General features: G+C 40.8%; 15 protein-coding genes and 1 pseudogene. 1 reads left to right on the forward strand and 15 read right to left on the reverse strand.

The features are described 5' to 3' along the window. Window positions 1-170 precede the first annotated feature (170 nt). Both SM12261_RS07065 and SM12261_RS07070 read right to left on the reverse strand, forming a co-directional pair. Window positions 171-683 (reverse strand): adenine phosphoribosyltransferase, encoded by a 513-nt coding sequence (locus tag SM12261_RS07065; protein WP_001049320.1) that lies wholly within the window; start codon window positions 681-683, stop codon window positions 171-173. Window positions 684-886: 203 nt separating this feature from the next. Then, complete coding sequence (locus SM12261_RS07070; RefSeq protein ID WP_000792066.1) at window positions 887-8,128, reverse strand: Ig-like domain-containing protein; 7,242 nt, start codon at window positions 8,126-8,128, stop codon at window positions 887-889. A 484-nt stretch (window positions 8,129-8,612) separates the two neighbouring features. Here SM12261_RS07070 and SM12261_RS07075 point away from each other — a divergent pair. Then, window positions 8,613-9,919: pseudogene (locus SM12261_RS07075) on the forward strand (transposase). An 80-nt stretch (window positions 9,920-9,999) separates the two neighbouring features. On the opposite strand, the gene rplA reads toward SM12261_RS07075, so the two are convergent. The 13 genes from rplA to SM12261_RS07145 form a co-directional block, all read right to left on the reverse strand. Continuing rightward, window positions 10,000-10,689 (reverse strand): 50S ribosomal protein L1, encoded by a 690-nt coding sequence (rplA, locus tag SM12261_RS07080; RefSeq protein ID WP_001085675.1) that lies wholly within the window; start codon window positions 10,687-10,689, stop codon window positions 10,000-10,002. A gap of 97 nt (window positions 10,690-10,786) precedes the next feature. Next, entirely contained in the window at window positions 10,787-11,212 is a 426-nt protein-coding gene (gene rplK, locus SM12261_RS07085) for a 50S ribosomal protein L11 (protein ID WP_001085807.1), read from the reverse strand. A 274-nt stretch (window positions 11,213-11,486) separates the two neighbouring features. Beyond that, a complete protein-coding gene (gene ldcB / locus SM12261_RS07090) occupies window positions 11,487-12,203 on the reverse strand; it encodes an LD-carboxypeptidase LdcB/DacB (protein ID WP_000747755.1) in 717 nt (238 codons plus the stop codon). Window positions 12,204-12,205: 2 nt separating this feature from the next. Further along, window positions 12,206-12,676 (reverse strand): HIT family protein, encoded by a 471-nt coding sequence (locus SM12261_RS07095; protein ID WP_000335585.1) that lies wholly within the window; start codon window positions 12,674-12,676, stop codon window positions 12,206-12,208. Between the two features lies 1 nt (window position 12,677). Beyond that, window positions 12,678-13,715 (reverse strand): M42 family metallopeptidase, encoded by a 1,038-nt coding sequence (locus SM12261_RS07100; RefSeq protein WP_001077213.1) that lies wholly within the window; start codon window positions 13,713-13,715, stop codon window positions 12,678-12,680. A 97-nt stretch (window positions 13,716-13,812) separates the two neighbouring features. Then, on the reverse strand, window positions 13,813-15,138 hold the full coding sequence (gene brnQ / locus SM12261_RS07105) for a branched-chain amino acid transport system II carrier protein (protein ID WP_001074581.1): 1,326 nt from the start codon (window positions 15,136-15,138) through the stop codon (window positions 13,813-13,815). Window positions 15,139-15,308: 170 nt separating this feature from the next. Beyond that, window positions 15,309-15,596 carry a rhodanese-like domain-containing protein gene (locus SM12261_RS07110; RefSeq protein ID WP_000659133.1) on the reverse strand — a complete coding sequence of 96 codons (288 nt, stop codon included), beginning with the start codon at window positions 15,594-15,596 and terminating at the stop codon, window positions 15,309-15,311. A gap of 114 nt (window positions 15,597-15,710) precedes the next feature. Beyond that, window positions 15,711-16,289, reverse strand: a complete 579-nt coding sequence (locus tag SM12261_RS07120) for a uracil-DNA glycosylase family protein (protein ID WP_000078104.1) — start codon at window positions 16,287-16,289, stop codon at window positions 15,711-15,713. A gap of 53 nt (window positions 16,290-16,342) precedes the next feature. Continuing rightward, window positions 16,343-17,743 carry a dipeptidase PepV gene (gene pepV / locus SM12261_RS07125; protein WP_000125031.1) on the reverse strand — a complete coding sequence of 467 codons (1,401 nt, stop codon included), beginning with the start codon at window positions 17,741-17,743 and terminating at the stop codon, window positions 16,343-16,345. Between the two features lie 13 nt (window positions 17,744-17,756). Next, on the reverse strand, window positions 17,757-18,362 hold the full coding sequence (locus tag SM12261_RS07130) for a nitroreductase family protein (protein WP_000670177.1): 606 nt from the start codon (window positions 18,360-18,362) through the stop codon (window positions 17,757-17,759). Window positions 18,363-18,535: 173 nt separating this feature from the next. Continuing rightward, on the reverse strand, window positions 18,536-19,390 hold the full coding sequence (locus SM12261_RS07135; protein WP_000680852.1) for a metallophosphoesterase family protein: 855 nt from the start codon (window positions 19,388-19,390) through the stop codon (window positions 18,536-18,538). Then, on the reverse strand, window positions 19,380-21,227 hold the full coding sequence (gene uvrC / locus SM12261_RS07140) for an excinuclease ABC subunit UvrC (protein ID WP_001061166.1): 1,848 nt from the start codon (window positions 21,225-21,227) through the stop codon (window positions 19,380-19,382). Before uvrC ends, SM12261_RS07135 begins: the two co-directional genes overlap by 11 nt. 38 nt (window positions 21,228-21,265) lie before the next feature. Next, window positions 21,266-21,967, reverse strand: a complete 702-nt coding sequence (locus SM12261_RS07145; RefSeq protein WP_001267186.1) for a M57 family metalloprotease — start codon at window positions 21,965-21,967, stop codon at window positions 21,266-21,268. Window positions 21,968-21,969: the final 2 nt, after the last annotated feature.

A 21,969-nucleotide genomic window follows, 5' to 3' on the forward strand; every position in this document is an offset into this window, starting at 1 on the left:
AACTGTACTTTTCAGGAATCATTGCATGTGTTTGAAGTCAAATCTCAAACACTTGTTCCTTTTATTATACTGTAAGAAGATATAGTTTTCAATTATAGTTTTTCTCTAACTAGCTATAGTCTGTTTTTATATCCTAATGTAGAGAAAACAGCCCTAGGGACTGTTTTTCATTAATAATGCATGAGAACTTTGTAGTCGTAGTCACCGATTTTTTCACGGCCGTTCAATTCATCCAATTCAACAAGGAAGGCACAACCTGCCACAACACCACCAAGTTTTTCAATCATCTCAATGGTTGCCTTAACAGTTCCACCTGTAGCCAAGAGGTCATCTACGATAAGAACACGTTGACCTGGCTTGATGGCATCCGCGTGCATAGTCAAGGTATCAACACCGTACTCTTTTTCATAGTCAGCAGAAATAACTTCACGTGGTAATTTCCCTGGCTTACGAACAGGTGCAAAACCAATTCCCAACTCGAAGGCAACTGGACAACCCACGATAAATCCACGAGCCTCAGGTCCTACAACCATGTCAATTTTCTTGTCAGTAGCATACTGAACGATTTCACGAACAGCGTAGCTATAAGCATTTCCATCAGCCATCAAAGGACTGATATCACGGAAGGTAATGCCTTCCTTTGGATAATTTTCAATTGTTGCAATATAATCTTTTAAATTCATCTTTTTCTTTCTTTCAAAGTTTTTACTCTCTATTATACCATATTTTCTCCGAAATATGAAAGTATAATCATTATTTACTCCCAAAGAGCCCGATTTCGCTACTCACTCTGTAGCCATAATAGCCAAAAAACTGATGAATCTTTCGATTCATCAGTTTTAAGGATAATCTGTTCATTGCAAACAAATCATGTCAATTAGAAGGCTTAGTCTTCTTTCTTCTTGCGAGCGACAAGACCAAATCCACTCAATACTCCGAGAAGTCCAAGTGCTGCTAGGCTAGCATTGTCTTCTGTACCAGTATTTGGCAATTCACGTTTACCTTCAGCTTCTTTCATTGCTGTTGGTTGTACTGGTTGTGCTGGAGTAGCCGGTACTTGAGGTTTAGCTGGCTGTTCAGGCATTGCTGGAGTAGCTGGCTCAACTGGTTGTACTGGTTTTTGAGATTGAATCTTACGGTAAACATTGCGAACATTTCCATTAGCATCTGTTTCTGTACGAACCAACTCATAACCTTCTAATGATTTACGTGGATGTGAACCATCTTCATTCGGAATAATCAATTCACCATTTTCGTCTACATAAGTTGTTAATACTTTTTCGTAAACTGGTGTTGATGGAGTTGGCGTTGGCGTTGGTGCTGGAGTTGAAACTTTCTCATAAACGTGTTCTACATCGCCATTTGGAAGTTTCTTAGTCTCTACGAAGCGGTAACCTGGGATATCTTTCTTAGGTTGTTCACCATCTTCACTTGGATTTCCTGGAATCTCGTTTCCTTCTTTATCCTTGAATGATGTCTTAACTTTTTCGTAGACGTGCTCTGTATCTCCATTTGGAAGTTTCTTAGTCTCTACGAAGCGGTAGCCTGGGATATCTTTCTTAGGTTGGTCGCCATCTTCACTTGGATTACCTGGAATCTCGTTTCCTTCTTTATCCTTGAATGATGTCTTAACTTTTTCGTAGACGTGCTCTGTATCTCCATTTGGAAGTTTCTTAGTTTCTACGAAGCGGTAGCCTGGGATATCTTTCTTAGGTTGGTCGCCGTCTTCACTTGGATTTCCTGGAATCTCATTTCCTTCTTTATCCTTGAATGATGTCTTAACTTTTTCGTAGACGTGTTCGATATCGCCATTTGGAAGTTTCTTAGTCTCTACGAAGCGGTAGCCTGGGATATCTTTCTTAGGTTGGTCGCCATCTTCACTTGGATTTCCTGGAATCTCGTTTCCTTCTTTATCCTTGAATGATGTCTTAACTTTTTCGTAGACGTGTTCGATATCGCCATTTGGAAGTTTCTTAGTCTCTACGAAGCGGTAACCTGGAATATCTTTCTTAGGTTGGTCGCCATCTTCTGTTGGATAGTTTGGAATTTCATTTCCGTCTTTATCCTTGTGACTTGTCTTAACTTTCTCATAAACGTGTTCTACATCGCCATTTGGAAGTTTCTTAGTCTCTACGAAGCGGTAGCCTGGGATATCTTTCTTAGGTTGGTCGCCATCTTCGCTTGGATTACCTGGAATCTCGTTTCCTTCTTTATCCTTGAATGATGTCTTAACTTTTTCGTAGACGTGCTCTGTATCTCCATTTGGAAGTTTCTTAGTTTCTACGAAGCGGTAGCCTGGGATATCTTTCTTAGGTTGTTCGCCGTCTTCTGTTGGATAGTTTGGAATTACATTGCCATCTTTATCTTTATAAGTTGTTGTCACTTTCTCGTAGATGTGTTTTGTATTTCCTTTTTCGTCAATCTCAGTTTTAACAATCTTGTATCCTGGGATGTCTTTAGTTGGTTTAGTTCCATCTTCTGTTGGTGAAAGTGGGTTACCATCTTTATCAACGAATGAAGTATCAGGACGAACTGTTGGAGTGTAAGTAGCTGTTACTGGTGTACCGTTCTTATCTACACGTTTAACTGTTACACCTTTAGCTTTTCCTACGAAGTCAGGCTCTGGTGTGAAGGTTACTTTACCGTTTTCATCGATAGTGTATGTTCCTTCACCTGGTACTTTCTTCTCAGTTGTGCCATCGTCAAATGTTGGTTTAACTGTTTCATCGATTTCAACTGGAACTTCCTTACCGTTGATTGTAACTTTTCCACCTTCAAATGTTGGTGTTCCTGATTGAGGTTGTCCTTTAGGACCTTCTGATTCAGTATCTTTTGAAGTTGGTGTTACTGGAACGACTACTGGAGTGTACTTAGCTGTGATTGGTGTACCGTTCTTATCTACACGTTTAACTGTTACACCTGTTGCTTGACCAGTGAAGTTCTTCTCTGGTGTAAAGGTTACTGTACCGTTCTCATCGATTGTGTATGTTCCTTCACCTGGTACTTTCTTCTCAGTTGTACCATCATCAAATGTTGGTTTAACAGTTTCATCGATTTCTACAGTTTTTTCTTCACCGTTGACTGTTACTTTTCCACCTTCAAATGTTGGTGTTCCTGATTGAGTAGCACCTTGAACATTTGTAGTAATAACATCTGAACTTGTTGGTGTTGCTGGTTTTACAACTGGTGTGTAAGTAGCTTTAACTGGTGTGCCGTTCTTATCTTCGCGTTGAACTGTTACACCTGTTCCCTTACCTGTGAAGTTCTTCTCTGGTGTAAATGTAACTGTTCCGTCAGGAGACACTGTATATGTTCCTTCGCCTTCGATAGTTACTGAATCAACTGGATCACCTGTTTTTGGATCTACCAATTTAGCTGGTTTATCTTCATCGATTTCAACAGTTTTTTCTTCACCATTTACTGTTACTTTTCCACCTTCAAATGTTGGTTTACCTGTTTGAGTTGAACCTTGAACATCTTCTGTTACAGCGTCTGTTCCTGTTGGTGTTACTGGTGTTACTGTTGGAGTGTATTTAGCTGTCACTGGTGTGCCATTCTTATCTACACGTTTAACAGTTACGCCTGTTCCTTTACCTGTAAATCCTTTTTCTGGTGTGAATTTCACTGTTCCATCTGGTTCAACTGTGTATGTTCCTTCGCCTGGAATAACTTTTTCTTTTGAACCATCTTCGAAGGTTGCTGGAGTATCATCATCCATTGGAACATTTGGATTACCTGGAGTGAATGTTGGTTTACCAGTTTGTTCTTTACCTTGGATGTCTATTGTTTCAGCTGGTTCCGCAGTTGGTGTTACTGGTGTTACTGTTGGAGTGTATTTAGCTGTCACTGGTGTGCCATTCTTATCTACACGTTTAACGGTTACGCCTGTTCCTTTACCTGTAAATCCTTTTTCTGGTGTGAATTTCACTGTTCCATCTGGTTCAACTGTGTATGTTCCTTCGCCTGGTACAACTTTTTCTTTTGATCCATCTTCGAAGGTCGCTGGAGTATCATCATCCATTGGAACATTTGGATTACCTGGAGTAAATGTTGGTTTACCAGTTTGTTCTTTACCTTGGATATCTGTTGTTTCAGCTGGTTCCGCGGTTGGTGTTACTGGTGTAATTAATGGTGTGTAAGTTGTTTCAACAGCTGTTCCGTTTTTATCCTTAGCTTGGATTTTTACTGGTTGAACTTCTCCAGAGTATGTTTTGTCTGTTGGTTCAAATACTGCAACAGCTTTTCCATCTACAGTTTTAAGAGTGTATTTACCAATTACTTTTCCATTCGGATCTTTAGCTGGTACTTCTGTAGCTGGTTGTCCATCTTCACCAAGAAGAGTGTAAGTAGATGGATCGATCTCTACCGTTTTTTCTTCTCCAGCAATTGTAGTCTTACCAGGTTCAAATGAAACTGTATTTTCTTGAGTTGCACCTTGAATATCGACAGATTTAGCTGGGTCTGCTGTTGGTGTTACCCCTACGATTGTTGGCGTGTAAGTTGTAGAAACTTTAGTTCCGTTTTTATCTTCTGCTTGAACTTTAGCTGGTGTTACTTTACCAGTGTAAGTTTTATCAGTTGGTGTGAATGTTACTTCACCTGTAGCTGGGTTAACAGTGTATTCACCAACCTTATTACCTTTTTCATCTAAAGCATCAACTGGTCCAGTTGCTTCTGTTCCATCTGGATTCAATAGTTTGACAGAGCCTTCTTTAATTGGAACTTCAGAATTTCCTTCTGTAAATGTAGGAGTTCCTTTTTGTGTTTCACCTTGTACTCCAGTTGAAGTAGCTGGGGCAGCTGTCGGTGTTACTGGTGTCACAGTTGGTGTATATGTAGTTGTAGCTGAAGCTGTTACAGGATTTCTATCTTTATCTTGACCTACAGGAGCTGTTAGTGATACACCGATTCCAGTCGCTGTTCCAGTAAAGTTTGGAAGCGGTTGGAATGTTACTTCTCCTGTTGTTGGATCAATTGTGTAAGTTCCTTGTCCTTCTACAGTTACAGATGTTGCATCAGTTGGTTGTCCAGTAGCTGGATCAACTAATTTAGCTGGATATTGTGCACTTGGTGTTACTGGTGTTGGATTCTCTGTATCTGCACCTGCTGTGAAAGTTGGAGTTTTCTTTTGAGCTTTACCTTGTACATCTGTTGATTCTTCTGGGTCTGCAGTGATTTCTTTTGGTGTTACTGTTGGAATATAAACAGCATCCATTGTTTTAGTTGCAGTAGTATGAGATCCCTCATTAATGTTTTCTACACCATGTTGTTCCGTAAGTGCTGTCCATCCAGTTGATTGACCATTAGCATCTACCGCACGCAAAACGATACCATCAGCTTTTCCAACAAAGCTTGCTTCTGGAGTGAAGGTTACTTTATCATCAGTTACTGTATAAGTACCTTGACCAGCTTTAGTGTATGATTTAACTAAGTTTCCTTCTGGATCTACAATCATTACACCTTCAGCTTGTTTTTTCTTAGTTGTTTCTGTGCTGATTGAGTTTCCTTGTTCAGAATAATCTAGTTTACCGTATGAATTAAAGGTAGTTTTACCATTGTTTGATCCAAGATCTGAAGCATCATCTCCTTGAGCACGTGATACAAATTCAATACCTACAGATTGAGTCTCACCTTGTTTACCAGTTGTTTCTTCCTTATCTCCACGTGGAGGAATAGATACTTGGATTTGGTTATCTTCTACCTCACCTGAGAAAGCAATTCCCACTGGTTTTTCAATTTGTTTTCTATCTGTCGCAATACGCGTACGGAAGTTAACTGCATTTTTAGTAGTATCAATAACTTGAGTATTTTTGAAAACTAGTTCTACTGTTTGTTGGTTACCATTTACTGTAACAACTTCAGAAGCTTCACCTTCATCGAATTTACCATTCCCATTGAAATCGATAAATCCACGCACATAAGCAGGGCCTACTGTACCATCATAGTTATCATTACCATTTGCTGATGCAATCACTTTAACACGGTATGTATTATCTTCAGCTTGTACAATTTTAACTTCTGGTTCACCGTTATCTTTGTTAATATGCACATCTTCTGGAGCAATAAGCTGAGCTACACCTTCATCACCTTGCTCTTTTGTATCATCTGAATCGACACCACGAACACGTGTACCAGATACTGAATCGATATCAGCTTTGACAGTCCCTAGGTAAGGTTGCTGAATTTGGTTAATTTGACCTGTTTGATAATCTTTAGCTTGAGTTCTTAAGAAGTGTTCAGCTGCTCCATATGATTCTGGAAGATCTCCAAAGTCAGAGAATTTAATACCAATCATAGATGATTGTTGTCCAGAAGACATGATATAAAATCCTACTTCAGTTACATTTGAAGTAGACACTACTGGCGTAGCAGAGTCTCCGTTCGTGTAGCCTCCGAACACTTGTGATCCTAAACCTGCAGTTGCTGCATCTTTAGTAGCAAACATTTTGCCATCAATAGCATTTCGTAATTCTTCAGTAGTCCATTTGTTTAAATTTCCACCCCACTCATTTAATCTGTTAAAGTTAGGGTGTGGTTTATACATATCAGTATGACCATTAGTAGAACCAACAACTCCTGCTAATTCCCAAGGTGTACCATTCGTTGTATAGATTTCTGTCTCTAAACTACCGATATCTTCCCCTGATGTCATAACGATACCAGGTTTAACCGGCTTACCATTGTATGTAGCTTCAATAGCAAACTTGACACCAACGATTTGACCATCACGTCCTGTACCACTATCATCAGTACCTGCAATCGTTGTTTTTGCTGAACCTGTATCTAATCCAGCGTTTTTAACGTGTGTATATCCAGTTTGTTGATTACCACTGATACCTGTAGAAAATGGATTTTTAGTAACCTGGTTAAAGATATTTTCTTCATTCGGTTTATATGATGCTTCATGACTAGTTCCAGCTACACGGTTTTTATAAATTTCTGTTGCATGGAATGGTTTCAATTCCTTAACAGTCATTTTTACAATGTATCCAGGCATCAATTCTTTTTCATAAACTGAACCTACTTGAAGTTGTTTATTTGCTTTTCTGTTTGTCCAAGCCGTATCATCTCCAAAATCCAACCATTGAATTTGGTTGTTTAGGTTTTTAATGGCTTTATCATCATCTGCATTTCCTTTGATATATTTAGGAGCTTCAGCTAAAGATTTATAACCATTTTGTTCCAACCATTTCGCACCTGTTTCTGCTGTTGCATCTTTAAGTGCTGTTGTTTGAGCGTCTTCCAAGTTGATTGCGAACTTACCATCACGACCGATTCCTGCGTTTTTCAATTCATTGTAAACTGCAAGAATAGACTCGTTGAGGCGTTCCAATTGAGCATCTACTTGTTCTTTTGTTACGCTCTTTTCAGCTAAAAGAGCTTTTGTTTCAGAAAGAACTGCTTGGTTTTTAGCTACTGCCGCTTCAACAGCTGCTTTATTTTCTTCCTTCACTTCCTTCTTAGAAAGTTCAGATTTTGCAAGTCTGTTTGTTACATCTGCTTCTGATGAAGCTTTGTCAAGCGCTGATTTAGCTTCTGAAAGAGTTTTTTCTGCTGGAGTAGATTTTTTTTCAACTTCTGCTTTAGCAGCTTCTTTTTCAGCTGCTTTCTTTTTATCGAAACCAGCAGTATTTGACTCAGTAACTACAGTACTCAATGCTGATACAGTTTCTGCTTGAGCATCTACATCAGCTTGACTAGCATCTGCTTTTGCAAGAGTTGCTTTAGCTGCTGCCAATACTTCCTTAGCTGAGCTTACTACTGTAGCATCTGCATATTTAGCAGTTGAAAGTTTAGACTCCAAAGTAGCAATACTTGCTTCTAGGACAGCTTTATTTACTTTTTTAGCATCCTCTACTTTAGCTACTGGTTTTGCTTCTTCTGTTTTTGCTTCTTCTGCTTTTGTAGTCTCAGGTTTCACTTCTGCAGTATTCTGATCAGCTTTTTCAGCTGGAGCTGATGCTGCTACTGCAGTTTCTGTGCCTTGTACTTCCGTCGCTGATACCGCGCCATTACCTAGGAACATCAAACCAGCTGCAATTGCTACTGATGCTGCACCAAAGCTGTACTTACGAATACCGTAACGAATGTACTTTTCCGTTCTAAAATCTTGTTGTTTATTTTTCATTTAGAATGAAATCCTCCTTATTTTTTTGTTGCCTCCAATTTAATCGATAGTAAAACTCCTTACAAATAAAGTTATTAATATAAGAAGTGACCTATATCAAAAAAACTGTTTTTAGCATACAAATTAATGATACCATATTCATCTTTTAAAAGCAACTTATTTGATAATTTTTTTAATATATTACGTATATTATTACTAAGTTTTACACATTTTTATTAATATCCCCTTTGAACCCTTTTATATACTTAAATAATCTTATTAAAATCAAATGAGTAATTGATAAACACAAACCTTTCTACCAACTTTTGAGATTTTTCAAGAAGGTTTGGGCTAATGAAATAAAACTAAAGACAAAAAAACGGCTCTATAATATTTGTAGTGGGTAACCCCCCTATAGATATTATGGAGCCTATTTTGTTGTAGAAAAAAAGTCCCATAAGATCTATAATGAAAAGTGACCAAACAACTCATTAGAAAGATTCATATGGAACAATTACATTTTATCACAAAACTACTCGATATCAAAGACCCTAATGTCCAAATTATGGATATCGTGAATAGAGATACACACAAGGAAATCATCGCTAAACTGGATTATGAGGCTCCATCTTGTCCTGATTGCGGAAGTCAAATGAAGAAATATGACTTTCAAAAACCCTCTAAGATTCCTTACCTCGAAACGACTGGTATGCCTACCAGAATCCTCCTTAGAAAGCGTCGTTTCAAGTGCTATCATTGCTCTAAAATGATGGTAGCCGAGACCTCTATCGTCAAGAAAAATCACCAAATCCCCCGTATTATCAACCAAAAGATTGCGCAAAAGTTGATTGAAAAGACTTCTATGACCGATATTGCACATCAGCTGGCCATTTCAACTTCAACTGTCATTCGAAAGCTCAATGACTTCCACTTTAAGCATGATTTTTCTCATCTTCCTGAGATTATGTCTTGGGACGAGTATGCCTTCACTAAGGGAAAGATGAGTTTTATTGCGCAAAATTTTGACAATCTCAACATTATCACCGTGCTTGAAGGTAGAACCCAGACTATCATCCGAAATCACTTTCTGCGCTACGATAGAGCCGTTCGTTGTCAGGTGAAAATCATTACTATGGATATGTTTAGTCCCTACTATGAATTAGCTAAACAGCTTCGCTTTCTAATTTCTATGCTCAGGCTGAAACAGTCTCCCAGACTGTTTCACTCCCAAACGATAAAATCGTGTTGGATCGTTTCCATATTGTCCAACACATTAGCCGTACTATGAGTCGTGTCCGTGTCCAAATCATGAATCAGTTTCATCAAAAATCCCATGAATACAAGGCTATCAAGCGCTACTGGAAGCTCATACAGCAGGATAGCCGTAAACTCAGTGATAAACGATTTTATCGCCCTACTTTTCGTATGCACTTAACGAATAAAGAGATTCTAGACAAGCTTTTGAGCTATTCAGAAGAGTTGAAACACCACTATAATCTCTATCAACTCTTACTTCTTCACTTTCAGAACAAGGAGCCAGACAAATTCTTCGGACTTATTGAGGACAATCTTAAACAGGTTCATCCTCTTTTTCAGACTGTCTTTAAAACCTTTCTAAAGGATAAAGAGAAGATTATCAACGCCCTTCAACTACCCTATTCCAACGCCAAATTGGAAGCGACCAATAATCTCGTTAAACTTATCAAGCGAAATGCCTTTGGATTTCGGAACTTTGAAAACTTCAAAAAACGAATTTTTATCGCTCTGAATATCAAAAAAGAAAGGACAAATTTCGTCCTTTCTCGATCTTAGCTTTTCTTCAACCCACTACAGTTGACAATGAGCCAAAAAAACGAGCACTTTCGTACTCGTCTTTGTTTATAAACTACTGATTAAAGTGAGTTTACGTCAACTTTGATACCAACACCTTGAGTAGTTGTGATAGTCAAGTTTGTTACGTAAGTTCCTTTAGCTGTAGCTGGTTTTGCTTTTTGGATTGTTTCGTTGAAAGCTTTGAAGTTTTCAACCAATTTTTCAGCTTCAAATGATACTTTACCGATGATTGCTTGAACGTTACCTGCACGGTCAGCACGGTAAGTGATTTTACCACCTTTAGACTCTTCAACTGCTTTAGCAACATCCATTGTTACAGTACCAGTTTTAGGGTTTGGCATCAAGTTACGTGGTCCAAGGACACGTCCAAGACGTCCAACAAGAGCCATCATATCAGGTGTAGCGATAACTACGTCGAAGTCCAACCAACCGTCGTTGATTTTAGCAACAAGGTCATCTTCACCAACAAAGTCTGCACCAGCAGCTTTTGCTTCTTCAGCTTTTGCACCACGTGCGAAAACAAGAACGCGTGAAGTTTTACCAGTACCGTTTGGCAATACCATTGCTCCACGGATTTGTTGGTCAGCTTTTTTAACGTCGATGTTCAAGTTGTAAGCAACTTCTACAGTTGCGTCAAATTTTGCAAAGTTAGTTTCTTTTGCAAGTGCTACAGCTTCTTCTACGCTGTATGCTTTTGTGCTGTCGATTTTCTCAAGAGCAGCACGAAGTTGTTTGCTTTTTTTAGCCATTTTCTATTCTCCTTGTAAGTGGTTCAATCGATTTTCATCTCCCACGTCACTTCTCGAAATGATGAAGTCTTGCGGGTTATATTGGGGGTGTTATTGATTAGTCAACAACAGTGAATCCCATAGAACGAGCAGTACCTTCGATCATACGCATTGCAGACTCTACGTTTGCTGCGTTCAAATCTGGCATCTTAGTTTCTGCAATTTCTTGTACTTGCGCACGAGTAACTGTAGCAACTTTAGTTTTATTAGGTGTACCTGATCCTTTTTCAACACCTGCAGCTTTTTTCAAAAGAACAGCAGCTGGTGGTGTTTTAGTGATGAAAGTAAATGATTTATCTTCGTAAACTGAGATAACAACTGGAATGATCATACCAGCTTGGTCAGCTGTACGAGCGTTGAACTCTTTTGTGAATCCCATGATGTTGATACCAGCTTGACCAAGAGCAGGTCCAACCGGTGGAGCTGGTGTAGCTTTACCAGCAGGGATTTGCAATTTTACAAGTTTTTCGACTTTTTTAGCCATTTTTAAATCCTCCTTTGTGGTTTTGGCGGTAATTAGAGATTTTTACCTCCCACAAGTATGCTTTACACATACTCATCTATTATACACTATTTATCTATAATTGCAAGAGAAAAGTTTATTTTTTATACTCAATGAAAATCAAAGAACAAACTAGGAAGCTAGTTGCAGGCTGCTCAAAGTACAGCTTTGAGGTTGCAGATAAAACTGACGAAGTCAGTAACCATACCTACGGTAAGGCGCCGCTGACATTGTTTGAAGAGATTTTCGAAGAATATTAATCGACGTAATCTCCGCCTTCAAAGCCGTAGTATTCTTCCAAACTGAGACCAGTCTCAGCAATTTCTTTGGCTTCTTTTCCGACATAACGAAGGTGCCATTCTTCAGCCATATAGCCTGTTTCTTTTTCCTTACCTTTGAGATAACGGACAACAAAGCCATAATCAGCAGCGTGGTCCAAGAGCCATTGAGCTGCTTTTTCTTCTGTGACCAATTCTCCATTGGTACTAATCACGTCAAAGGCTAAACCTGTTTGGTGTTCGCTATAGCCAGGACGAGCAGAGTATCGGTCAGCCGCTGCCTTCCCATCTTGATTGACATAATCTTGATAGAGCTTGGTCTGAGTTTCATAACTTCTAAAACCGCTGTAATGGTCACTGATTGGGAAACCTGCCTCTTGCATAGCTTTGATGAGTTTGAGCAACTCTGCCTTAGCTGTTGGGTTTTCCCCTGGATTGTAATCCTTAGACAATGGATAGTGTTTATTGGCTACGATGATTTCATCGTATTTTCCTTGAATGCTGTAGTAGTCTCCTTTGTTTACCACTTCTGCTTTTTTCTGGGTAGCTCCTTGAGATTTACTGCCGACTGTTCCATCAGCTTTGGCTGTTTGTTCTGTCTTAGCTGCGCCATCTTCAGTTTTTGCTTTTTCCTGTGAACAAGCCGCTAGACTCAAGGCTAGCAAGGCTGTCAAGATAAGGTATCTTTTTTTCATTTCTACTCCTTTATTTCTAATAGTTTATTTAGTTCTGACGATAAACATTTGACTAATCTTTTAATCTCATCCGGTTTTGCTTGGCAGGTTTCTGAGGTCATTTCTTCAAAGGGAACCCACCAGACTGGCCCACGCCCCTTGAGACCGTGACCATTCATATCATCTGTTCGTCTAGGAAACAGATGCCAATGAAGATGAGCATCACCATTTCCTAGCAGTTCGATATTCATTTTTTCAGCAACAAAGGCCTTAGCAACTGCCTCTTGAACCACACTCATTTCTTCCAGAAAACGGAGTTTCGTTTCCTTTTTCAAATGGTGCAATTCGGTAACGTGTTCCTTAGCTAGAAAGAGGCTATAGCCTGCAAAATACTGGTGGTCTCCGATTACAAGGTAGCCTGTTTCCAACTCTCTTACAAAGTAAGGATTTTTCCCAGCTTTGATGAGGTCAATTCTCTGACATATAAGGCACATATTAATTTACCAAATTGCTCTTAAGGTAAGCATCAACCATACGCTCTGTTGCGACTACTGAGTCAATATGAGTACGCTCATAAGAATGACTAGACTCGATACCAGCACCGAGAAGGGCGTGTTTGACTTCTGCACCTGCAGACATAGCCGCTGAAGCGTCCGAACCATAAAATGGATAGATATCCAGCTTAAATGGGATATCTTGTTCTTTCGCCAAGGTCACCAAGTGTTGACGGAAGTCATAGTGATAAGGACCTGATGCATCCTTGACACAGATAGATACTGTATACTCATCTGTTTGCTGGTCATCTCCCATAGCCCCCATATCCACAGCCAGATACTCTACTACCTGAGCAGGAATGTTAGAGTTGGCACCGTGTCCCACTTCTTCAAAGACTGAAAAAGCAAAATGGGTTGTTACTGGCAATTCAATCTTCTCTTCCTTATAAATGCGAAGGAGATTGAGCAAAATCGCTGCGCTGACCTTGTCATCCAAATGACGAGATTTGATAAAACCTGTCTCTGTCACGACAGTTCGTGGGTCAAAACTGATAAAATCACCGACCTCAATGCCAAGAGCACGAGTTTCTTTTTCATTGGTTACTTTGGCGTCCAAACGCACTTCCATATTGTCTTGAGTGCGTTCTGCAGTTCCTGCATCCTTGTAGACATGACAAGAAGTTTGGTGGATGAGGATGGTTCCTGATACCTTTTGACCTGTGCTAGCCACATGAACGGTACAGTTTTCACCTTCAATCATGTTCCAAGGAAAGCCACCGATACGATCCAGTTTGAGACGGCCGTCTGGTTTGACAGCACGGACAATAGCACCCAGCGTATCTACATGAGCAGTCACATAGCGATGCTCTTCATCATTTTGACCTTTGATGGTCACATTGACACCGCCCTTAGCTGTGCGAACCGGCTGGTAACCAAAACCTTCTAGAGTCTTGACTAAATAGTCCGAAATCTCCCGAGTGAAGCCCGTTGGCGACGCAATGGCTGTTAGTTCTTTGATATATTCTACTGTTTGATTCATTTCTTCACCTCTTTTGCTACCTATTATAACACATTTATCATCGGATAAAAAAAGAAAATCACTCCTGTAGACTTGGCTACAAAAGTGATTTTAATGATTATTCCATTTCAAAAACATCGCTTTCTTGCTTGTTTGGTAGAACCAACGAGAGCAAGATTCCGACAATGGCAGGTACTAACCATGGGAGTGATGCCTTGGCAAAAGGAAGAGCGTTGACAAGGTTTGCAAGAAACTCAACCTTAAATGAGCTTCCTAATACGCTTGCAATGGCAATAGCTGTAACGACTGCAATTGTCAACTGCATACCTGGTTTTGAAAGAGCTACAAATTTGTTGACAATGACAATCATAACGATGGCAATGGTGATTGGGTACAAGATAACCAGTACAGGGATTGAGTACTTGATAATCGCATCAAGACCCAAGTTAGCAATAGCAAATCCAATCAAGGTAAAGGCTGTAGCATAAACCTTATAGCTGATTTGTGGGAAGCGCTCATTAAAGAACTCAGCTGTAGACACAATCAAACCAACTGTTGTTGTGAAGCAGGTTACAGTAACCATAGCTGCAAGGAAGAGTTGAGCTGTTGAGCCAAAGATTTCTTGAGTCGCTTGTGACAAGATGTAAACACCAGGTGTTCCACCCTTCATCGCTTCAGCTGGTACTGGGAAATGATTTCCAAGGAAACCTAAACCGATGTAAAGAGCGCTGAAGGCAAGGGCAACAACGATACCAACAACCCAAATAGTCGAAATGTATTCTTTCTTACTTGAGAAGCCAAGTTGTTTCAAGGTTTGAACTGCGATTACACTAAAGGCAACTGAGGCAAGAGCATCCAAGGTATTGTAACCTTCTAGGAAACCTGTCCCAAAGGCAGAAGCTTGATAAGCAGCTGAAGCAGCTTGAGGACTTGTTCCACCGTATTTGAAAGCTCCTAAAACAACTAAGATAACAATCAAAATCGCAAAGACTGGCGTTAAAATACGGCCAATACGGTCTAAGATTTTTGATGGATTAAGCGAGATTAAATAGGCTGCTGCAAAATACAGAACTGTAAAGACAATCAAACCAAGACCTTTATTTGCATCCGACAAAAGGGGGCTAATCCCTACTTCGTAAGCTGTTGTAGCTGTACGTGGGATAGCAAAGAATGGACCGATTGACAAGTAAAGAACTGAGAGGTAAAGAGTCGCAAACCAAGGCGCTATCTTTGTTGAAATCTCGTAGATATATCCTTTAGGATTTAGCGTTCCAATAATAAGAGTCAAGACGGCGATACCGACACCTGAAAAGACAAAACCTGCGATGGCAGGAAGAAAATGTTCTCCAGATAGTGCACCTAGAGAAGGCGGAAAAATCAAGTTCCCCGCACCAAAAAATATTCCAAACAGGAGTAAACCTGTTAGGGCACCTTTTTTAGCCATGAAAATCTCCTTCATATTTATAAAATACTGACCTAGTATATCATGAATAGGAGTATGAAAAAAGCTTCACGAAGTAAATATTGAATGTTTTCAAGATTCTTAAAAATGAGAATTGTCTAAAAATAAAATCCCCTACCCAGTCCACGCCAAGTAGGAGAAAATTCTAATGTCTAAAGTTCTTCAAAGGCTAACATGCCACCCTGTACATTGATAACCTCATAACCTTGTTCTGATAGGAATTGGCAAGCACGCGCCGATCTCATTCCAGATTTACAAATAACATAATGTAACTGGTCCTTGTCCAATTGATCATAAGTATCAGCTAATTGACTCAGAGGAAGATTCTGAGCACCTTCTAAATGAAGAGCTTCAAACTCATCCACTTCTCTCACGTCCACTAAAGAAAGTTGGTCATTTTGGTAAAGCTGGTAAAATGCGTCAAAGGAAATTTCTTTCATTCTTTTTCTCCTAATACTCTTCGAAAATCAAATTCAAACCACGTCAGCGTCGCCTTACCGTACTCAAGTACAGCCTGCGGCTAGCTTCCTAGTTTGCTCTTTGATTTTCATTGACTATAAAATAGTTTTAATTCTTTTTTTCAAATCTGGCACCACTTCTGCCTCAAACCAAGGATTTTTGGCCATCCAGATTTGATTTCTAGGCGAGGGGTGAACTAATGGAAAATAGGTTGGCAAGTAGTTCTGGTAATGTTTTACCCGTTCTGTCACTTTGCCACTGACTTTCTCCTGTAAATAGTAGGCTTGGGCATATTGGCCAATCAAGAGGGTCAATTGGATATCTGGTAATTCTTGCAAGAGCTGTGGATGCCATTTTTCTGCAAAATCTGCTCTCGGTGGTAAGTCTCCTGACTTGCCATGTCCTGGAAAGTAGAAATCCATAGGCAGAACAGCAAAATATCCTGAATTGTAAAAGGTATCTTCATCCACACCTAGCCAGTCTCTCAGGCGGTCACCACTCTTATCTTTCCAATAAAGTCCTGCTTCTTGGGTTTTAAGCCCCGGTGCCTGACCGATGATATTGATGCGAGCAGTCTTTGGTGCTGCAAAGAGAGGCTCAATGCCACGCTCTGTATAGGTAGCATTCTGCGGATCTGCCATAATAGCCTGCTTGATTTTTTCAATTTGAGACATCTACTCTCCCTCCAAAAAGAAGTCTAAGCATACAATCTCAGACTTCTATCGTTTTATTTGATCAATTCGTAAATAGCTTCGGCATAGATTGCTGCTGCTCGGAAGAGATCATCCAAGGCGATAAATTCATTAGCTTGGTGCATGGTGTCAATTGAGTCTGGGAACATAGCACCGTAGGCAACACCGCGTTCTAGCAAACGACCAAAGGTTCCACCACCGATGACTTGCTCGTGACCTTTAAGACCAGTTTGTTTTTCATAGACATTCAACAAGGTTTGGACAAGTGGATCTTCCATTGGCACATAGTGAGGCGTGTGACCGTGTTCAGAAAGGCTAACAGAAGCAACTGGCAAGTTTTCAAGGATTGACTTGATTTGCTCTGGGCTTGTTCCTTTTGGATAGCGGATATTAAGGGCAATGGTATTATCAGCGCTTGTTTCATCAAAGCGGAAGACGCCAGCATTCATAGAAAGGGCACCCATCTTTTCATCCACATGGGCAATCTTGAGACTTTCACCCTCATGATCATTCAAGAGAATCTTACCAGCGATGTCAAGGTAGTCTTTGGCTGGACCAGCAAAGTCAAACTGGCTAAGGAAGAGGGCTAGGTAAGTCGCACCATTGACACCTGAAGCAGGCATAGCACCATGCGCTGATTTACCAATGATGGTAACCTTGTACTGACCGTTTTCTTCTTGAATTTCTCCTCTGAGTTTGTGTTCTGCAACAAAAGTATCTAGTTTCCCTTGCAAGTCAGCCAAATCACCTGAAACGACTGCTGTTGCTGATTCTGGTACCATGTTTTCACGCAAACCACCTGTAAAGCTGTGAAGACGGGCAGCACCCGCATTTTCACCTGCAAAGTGGAGGTATTCCGTGATATTTCCTTTTTCACCATTGATGATAGGGAATTCAGCGTCTGGAGAGAAACCAAAGTCTGGTTTTGCAAGTCCTACGTGCTCGAAATAGTAGTCCATGTCTGCCCAACCTGATTCTTCATCTGTTCCAACGATGAAACGAACTTTCTTAGAAGTTGGAAGTCCCAATTCTTTGATGATTTTCAAACCATAGTAACAAGCTGTTGTAGGTCCCTTGTCATCTGAAGCCCCACGCGCATAGAGACGACCATCTTTGATAGTTGGTGTGTAAGGGTCTGTGTCCCAACCGCTACCAGCTGGCACCACGTCCATGTGGGCAAAGATTCCGAGAACTTCTTCGCCATCACCAAACTCAAAATGTCCTGCGTAGTTATCAACATTTTTAGTTGGGTAGCCATCGCGGTCTGCGATTTCAAGGAATTTTTCCAAGGCTTTTACCGGCCCAGGTCCAAATGGATGCTCAGCATCAACCTTGCTATCATCACGTTCTGAGTTGATTTCCAAAAGGCTAAACAAGTCAGCCAAGAGGGCTTCTTTGCGTTTTTCTACTTCTGCTGTAAAATCAATTGCTGTCATTTTTTTCTTCTTCCTATCTTTTCTCGATGATTTCATCTACTGGCAAGCGGTAGCTTGGTTCCAATTTTTCGTCTGTGTAACCCACTGTAATCAAAAGTTCTGGGCGGAAACGGTCTTCAATTTCCAAAACCTCATTGACTTTTGATTTGTCAAATCCAAGGATCAAATTTGATCCGATTCCTTGGTCTGTAAGAGCCAAAACCAAGTTCATAGCAACCAAACCTGCATTGAGAGCTAGGTAGTCGCTGACTTGTTGTTCATTGTAGCGGGCAAATTCAGCAGGCAAATTCTTCATAAAATATTGAAGTTGCTCTTCTGAGAAATTGTTAGCACCACCAACTCGGGCAATCTTACGAGCACGTTTAGCCAAATCTGTGTCTGTAAACAAGGCAATAGTTACAGGCGCTGATGATACCTGTTCATAGTTTGAACCGTAAGCCAATTTTGCTAGTTCGGCATTTTTCTCACGTACCACCACAAATTTCCAAGGCTGGCTGTTGTGGGCACTTGGTGCCAAGGTTGCAATTTCGATAGCCGTACGCACATCCTTAGGATCAACTGGCTTATCAGTGAAATGCTTAGTCGCATGACGTTTTTTATTTAATTCAAGAAATTTCATAATCGATTTCCTTTTCTAATTCTACTGCTTCCATTCTACCATAATTTGAAAGAGCTTGCAGAGATTTTTCGTAGAAACAAACTGGAACAAGGATAAGCAACCGAATGAAGAAAACCATTTAAATCAGGAATCCCCTCATCCAGTTCCAATTAATTTTCAGCTGCTTAAAGAAACTAGTCCATCTTATATTCTGACTTTATAGCCTCCAAGAAATTCTTCACATCCTCTACATACCCATGCTTTTCTATTAAATTGGCTAAGAGTTTCAGATTGTGCCCCTGATAGTTGTCTTCTCGTCGTAGCTCTTCATACATTTCGATAAAAGGAAGCCCCTTGAATTTGGCCAACTCCAACTCCGCTTCATAGTCATAAGCGACTTTACGAAATAGGATATTTACCAATTCCCCATCTTCAACTTCTATCACGGCATACTGGGCACGGTGATTTTTTAACGCCTCCCAATTAAAATAGGGCATGCCAATCGACCCTGGATTGATGATTTGTTGCCCTTGACTGCCGTAACGAAGCAACTGCTTGTGGACATGACCATAGACTGCCACGTCCGTTTCCTCATCTAGCAGTTGGTCAAATTTTTCTGTATCATTCCCAACCAACAAGTCACCCCCATAATTTTTGTCAGGTAAATTATGAGAGATAGAAAAGCGCAACCCAGCAACCTCTTTCTTTTCCAGCAAAGGCAAGCTTCGTAACCAGACAATCGTTGCAGGATCCATTCGCTCCATCAAAAACTGGGTCATTCGCATTGACTGGATTTCTTGTGGATGTTCCAAACCATATTCACCATCCAAGGCCTCAAGGACACAATCATCCCAATTGCCTCGAACACTGGCTGTGATAGGAAGGTCCTTTAGCAGGGCTACCAAGTCACTTGCACCTGGACCGGGAAGAAAAATATCTCCCAGAAGCCAGTATTCACTGACTCCTTGATTTTTAGCATCTGCAATCACTGCTTCTAAAGCCGTCGCATTTCCATGAATATCTGATAAAATTGCGATTTTATGTTTCATTGTGGTTTCCTTCCGTTTGGTAATCTACTCTTTCTTCCGCCACTTGAGCTAATTCCACTGCTTCCTGCGGGTTCAACTTCCTCTGCACAGCCTCTGCAACAGCTCTAGGTACTCCAACATCGACAATCTCATCCACACTGGCTTCCTTGATTTTTGTTAGAGACTTGAAATGCTTCATGAGATTCTGCTTGCGTTTAGGTCCCAGCCCTTCAATTCCATCCAGTTGTGATGAAAAAGAATTTTTCGAGCGCAGTTGGCGATGGAAAGTTATAGCAAAGCGGTGGACCTCATCTTGTATACGTTGGAGGAGGAAAAATTCCTGAGAATTGCGAGATAACTCCACCACCTCAAGCGGATCTCCAAAGAGCAATTCATGGGTTTGGTGCTTATCATTCTTTTGCAGACCTGCAATGGGAATATCCAAGCCCAGCTCCTCTTGAATGACTTGCTTGGCAATATTGACTTGACCTTGTCCCCCATCAATCACAATCAAATCTGGAGGAGTCAAACCGTCACGCTGTACTCGACCATAGCGCCTGCGAATGACCTCTCGCATACTAGCATAGTCGTCTGGCCCGACGACAGTCTTGATTTTATACTTACGGTAATCCTTCTTACTAGGTTTTCCGTTGACAAAGACCACCATGGCTGAAACAGGACTAGTTCCCATGATGTTGGAGTTATCGAAGGACTCGATGCGAACTGGGGTGGGAATTTGGAGCAAACGACCTAGATTTTCAATAGCTCCTTGGGTCTTTTCGACAGATTTTTCTAACAAATTGAACTTCTGCTCTAGACTGACTCGAGCATTCTTTATAGCCAAATTGACTAGTTGCTTTTTCTCTCCACGCTGGGGTTTGAGAATCTTGGTATCCACCAAGACCTTGACAGCTTCTTCGTCAATATCCTGCGGAATCAGCACCTCATTGGGAACTAGATGAGATTTTTCTTGATAGAATTGTCCTACATAGGTTAGAAAATCCTCATCCGGATCATTGTAGTAGGGGAATAGATTGACGTCACGTTCAATGAGTTTTCCCTGACGGACAAAGAAAACCTGCACACACATCCAACCCTTGTCCACATAGTAGCCAAAGACATCACGATTCTGGAGATCCTTAGCCATGACCCGTTGCTTGGTTCGAAGCGTTCCAATAGCCTGAATCAGGTCACGGTATTCTGCCGCACGTTCAAACTCCATAGACTGGGCTGCCGTTGCCATTTTGCCCTTGAGGTCATCAATGATTTTGTCATCCTGCCCTTTTAGGAAATCAGAAACCTCCTGAGCCATAGACTTGAAGTAGGACTCATCCTTCTTACAGATAGTGTGGGCCATGCATTGGCCGATATGGTAGTAAAAACAGACCTTATACGGTGGATTGGTACACTTTCTAAAAGGGAAAATTCGATCCAGCAGCCGCTTGATTTCATTGGCTGCCCCCACATCTGGATAAGGTCCAAAGTAGAGACCGCCGTCCTTCTTGACCTGACGGGTGATAATTAAACGAGGATAGCGCTCATTAGTGATTTTGATGAAAGGATAAGACTTATCATCCTTGAGCATGATATTGTATTTAGGCTTATTTTCCTTGATCAGATTAATTTCTAGGAGAAGTGCCTCAATATTAGACTCCGTAACAATAAATTCAAAATCTACAATTTCAGACACCAGAGCTTCCGTCTTGGTATCATGACTTCCACGAAAATAGGACCGCACGCGGTTACGCAGATTTTTAGCCTTTCCTACATAGATAATGGTACCGTTTTTATCCTTGTGAATGTAACAACCAGGGCTGGTCGGCAAGAGCTCTAGTTTTGATTTAATCAAGTTGTTCATAATTCCATTATAGCAAAAAAGTAGGGAAAGATTGTTCCCTACTCACTAGTCTCATATATTTTTCGAAGGTTTGCAACATCCTCTTCCTGGATACCATAAAAGGAACCCGCAGGTTGCATGACAGACTTCTCATCTGTATGGTCCAAGCCAATCGCATGACCCAACTCATGTTCTGCCGTATGGACAACGCGCTCATAGGAATAGCCATAGTCAGGATTGGACAGATAATAATGATTCAGACGCACCGTTACAGACAAGAATTGTCCTGTTAAGAGATTGGTCTGACTTTCCGCCTCTCCTGCCACAGGAGTACCTCCGTCATTCATCTCCGTAGCCAAGATATCTGCCTTGCTGGACTCGGTGACAATTTCAAAGTTAAAAGCACCCGTTTGATTCCAATTCTGAATCGCTTCTAAATAAGCTTCTTGAAAGCGTGAATCCATCTGGGGATCCAAGTAAATACGAGCAGAGGCCTGTGGCCACCTTCCTTCAGAATGCTGGTGGCTATCTGTCTGGTTCAACTTAGGCAGTTGCCCTGTTTTTTCCCATCGGTCGATACTTTGTTGACCAATCTTGACTGACCGTTCTGCCTGCTTTAGCGCTCCTTGAAAATCCCCGTTCAGATAGCAGAGAAGTCCGAAAGCAAACGCACATAAGAGCACAACTATCCAAACCAGGCGCCAAAACAAACGCCACACAAAAGAAAAGAAAGCCCCTATCAAACAAAAAATCCAGCGCATGT

Origin of the sequence: Streptococcus mitis NCTC 12261 (assembly GCF_000148585.2) — a bacterium.
Taxonomy (GTDB): Bacteria; Bacillota; Bacilli; order Lactobacillales; family Streptococcaceae; genus Streptococcus; species Streptococcus mitis.

Excerpts from the sequence above, each read along its gene's own strand:
- rplA (WP_001085675.1), bottom strand. The coding sequence starts at position 10,689 with ATGGCTAAAAAAAGCAAACAACTTCGTGCTGCTCTTGAGAAAATCGAC.
- SM12261_RS07100 (WP_001077213.1), bottom strand. The coding sequence starts at position 13,715 with ATGAATCAAACAGTAGAATATATCAAAGAACTAACAGCCATTGCGTCG.
- rplK (WP_001085807.1), bottom strand. The coding sequence starts at position 11,212 with ATGGCTAAAAAAGTCGAAAAACTTGTAAAATTGCAAATCCCTGCTGGT.
- SM12261_RS07070 (WP_000792066.1), bottom strand. The coding sequence starts at position 8,128 with ATGAAAAATAAACAACAAGATTTTAGAACGGAAAAGTACATTCGTTAC.
- brnQ (WP_001074581.1), bottom strand. The coding sequence starts at position 15,138 with ATGGCTAAAAAAGGTGCCCTAACAGGTTTACTCCTGTTTGGAATATTT.
- pepV (WP_000125031.1), bottom strand. The coding sequence starts at position 17,743 with ATGACAGCAATTGATTTTACAGCAGAAGTAGAAAAACGCAAAGAAGCC.
- SM12261_RS07120 (WP_000078104.1), bottom strand. The coding sequence starts at position 16,289 with ATGTCTCAAATTGAAAAAATCAAGCAGGCTATTATGGCAGATCCGCAG.
- SM12261_RS07130 (WP_000670177.1), bottom strand. The coding sequence starts at position 18,362 with ATGAAATTTCTTGAATTAAATAAAAAACGTCATGCGACTAAGCATTTC.
- uvrC (WP_001061166.1), bottom strand. The coding sequence starts at position 21,227 with ATGAACAACTTGATTAAATCAAAACTAGAGCTCTTGCCGACCAGCCCT.
- SM12261_RS07095 (WP_000335585.1), bottom strand. The coding sequence starts at position 12,676 with ATGTGCCTTATATGTCAGAGAATTGACCTCATCAAAGCTGGGAAAAAT.
- SM12261_RS07065 (WP_001049320.1), bottom strand. The coding sequence starts at position 683 with ATGAATTTAAAAGATTATATTGCAACAATTGAAAATTATCCAAAGGAA.
- ldcB (WP_000747755.1), bottom strand. The coding sequence starts at position 12,203 with ATGAAAAAAAGATACCTTATCTTGACAGCCTTGCTAGCCTTGAGTCTA.
- SM12261_RS07110 (WP_000659133.1), bottom strand. The coding sequence starts at position 15,596 with ATGAAAGAAATTTCCTTTGACGCATTTTACCAGCTTTACCAAAATGAC.
- SM12261_RS07135 (WP_000680852.1), bottom strand. The coding sequence starts at position 19,390 with ATGAAACATAAAATCGCAATTTTATCAGATATTCATGGAAATGCGACG.
- SM12261_RS07145 (WP_001267186.1), bottom strand. The coding sequence starts at position 21,967 with ATGCGCTGGATTTTTTGTTTGATAGGGGCTTTCTTTTCTTTTGTGTGG.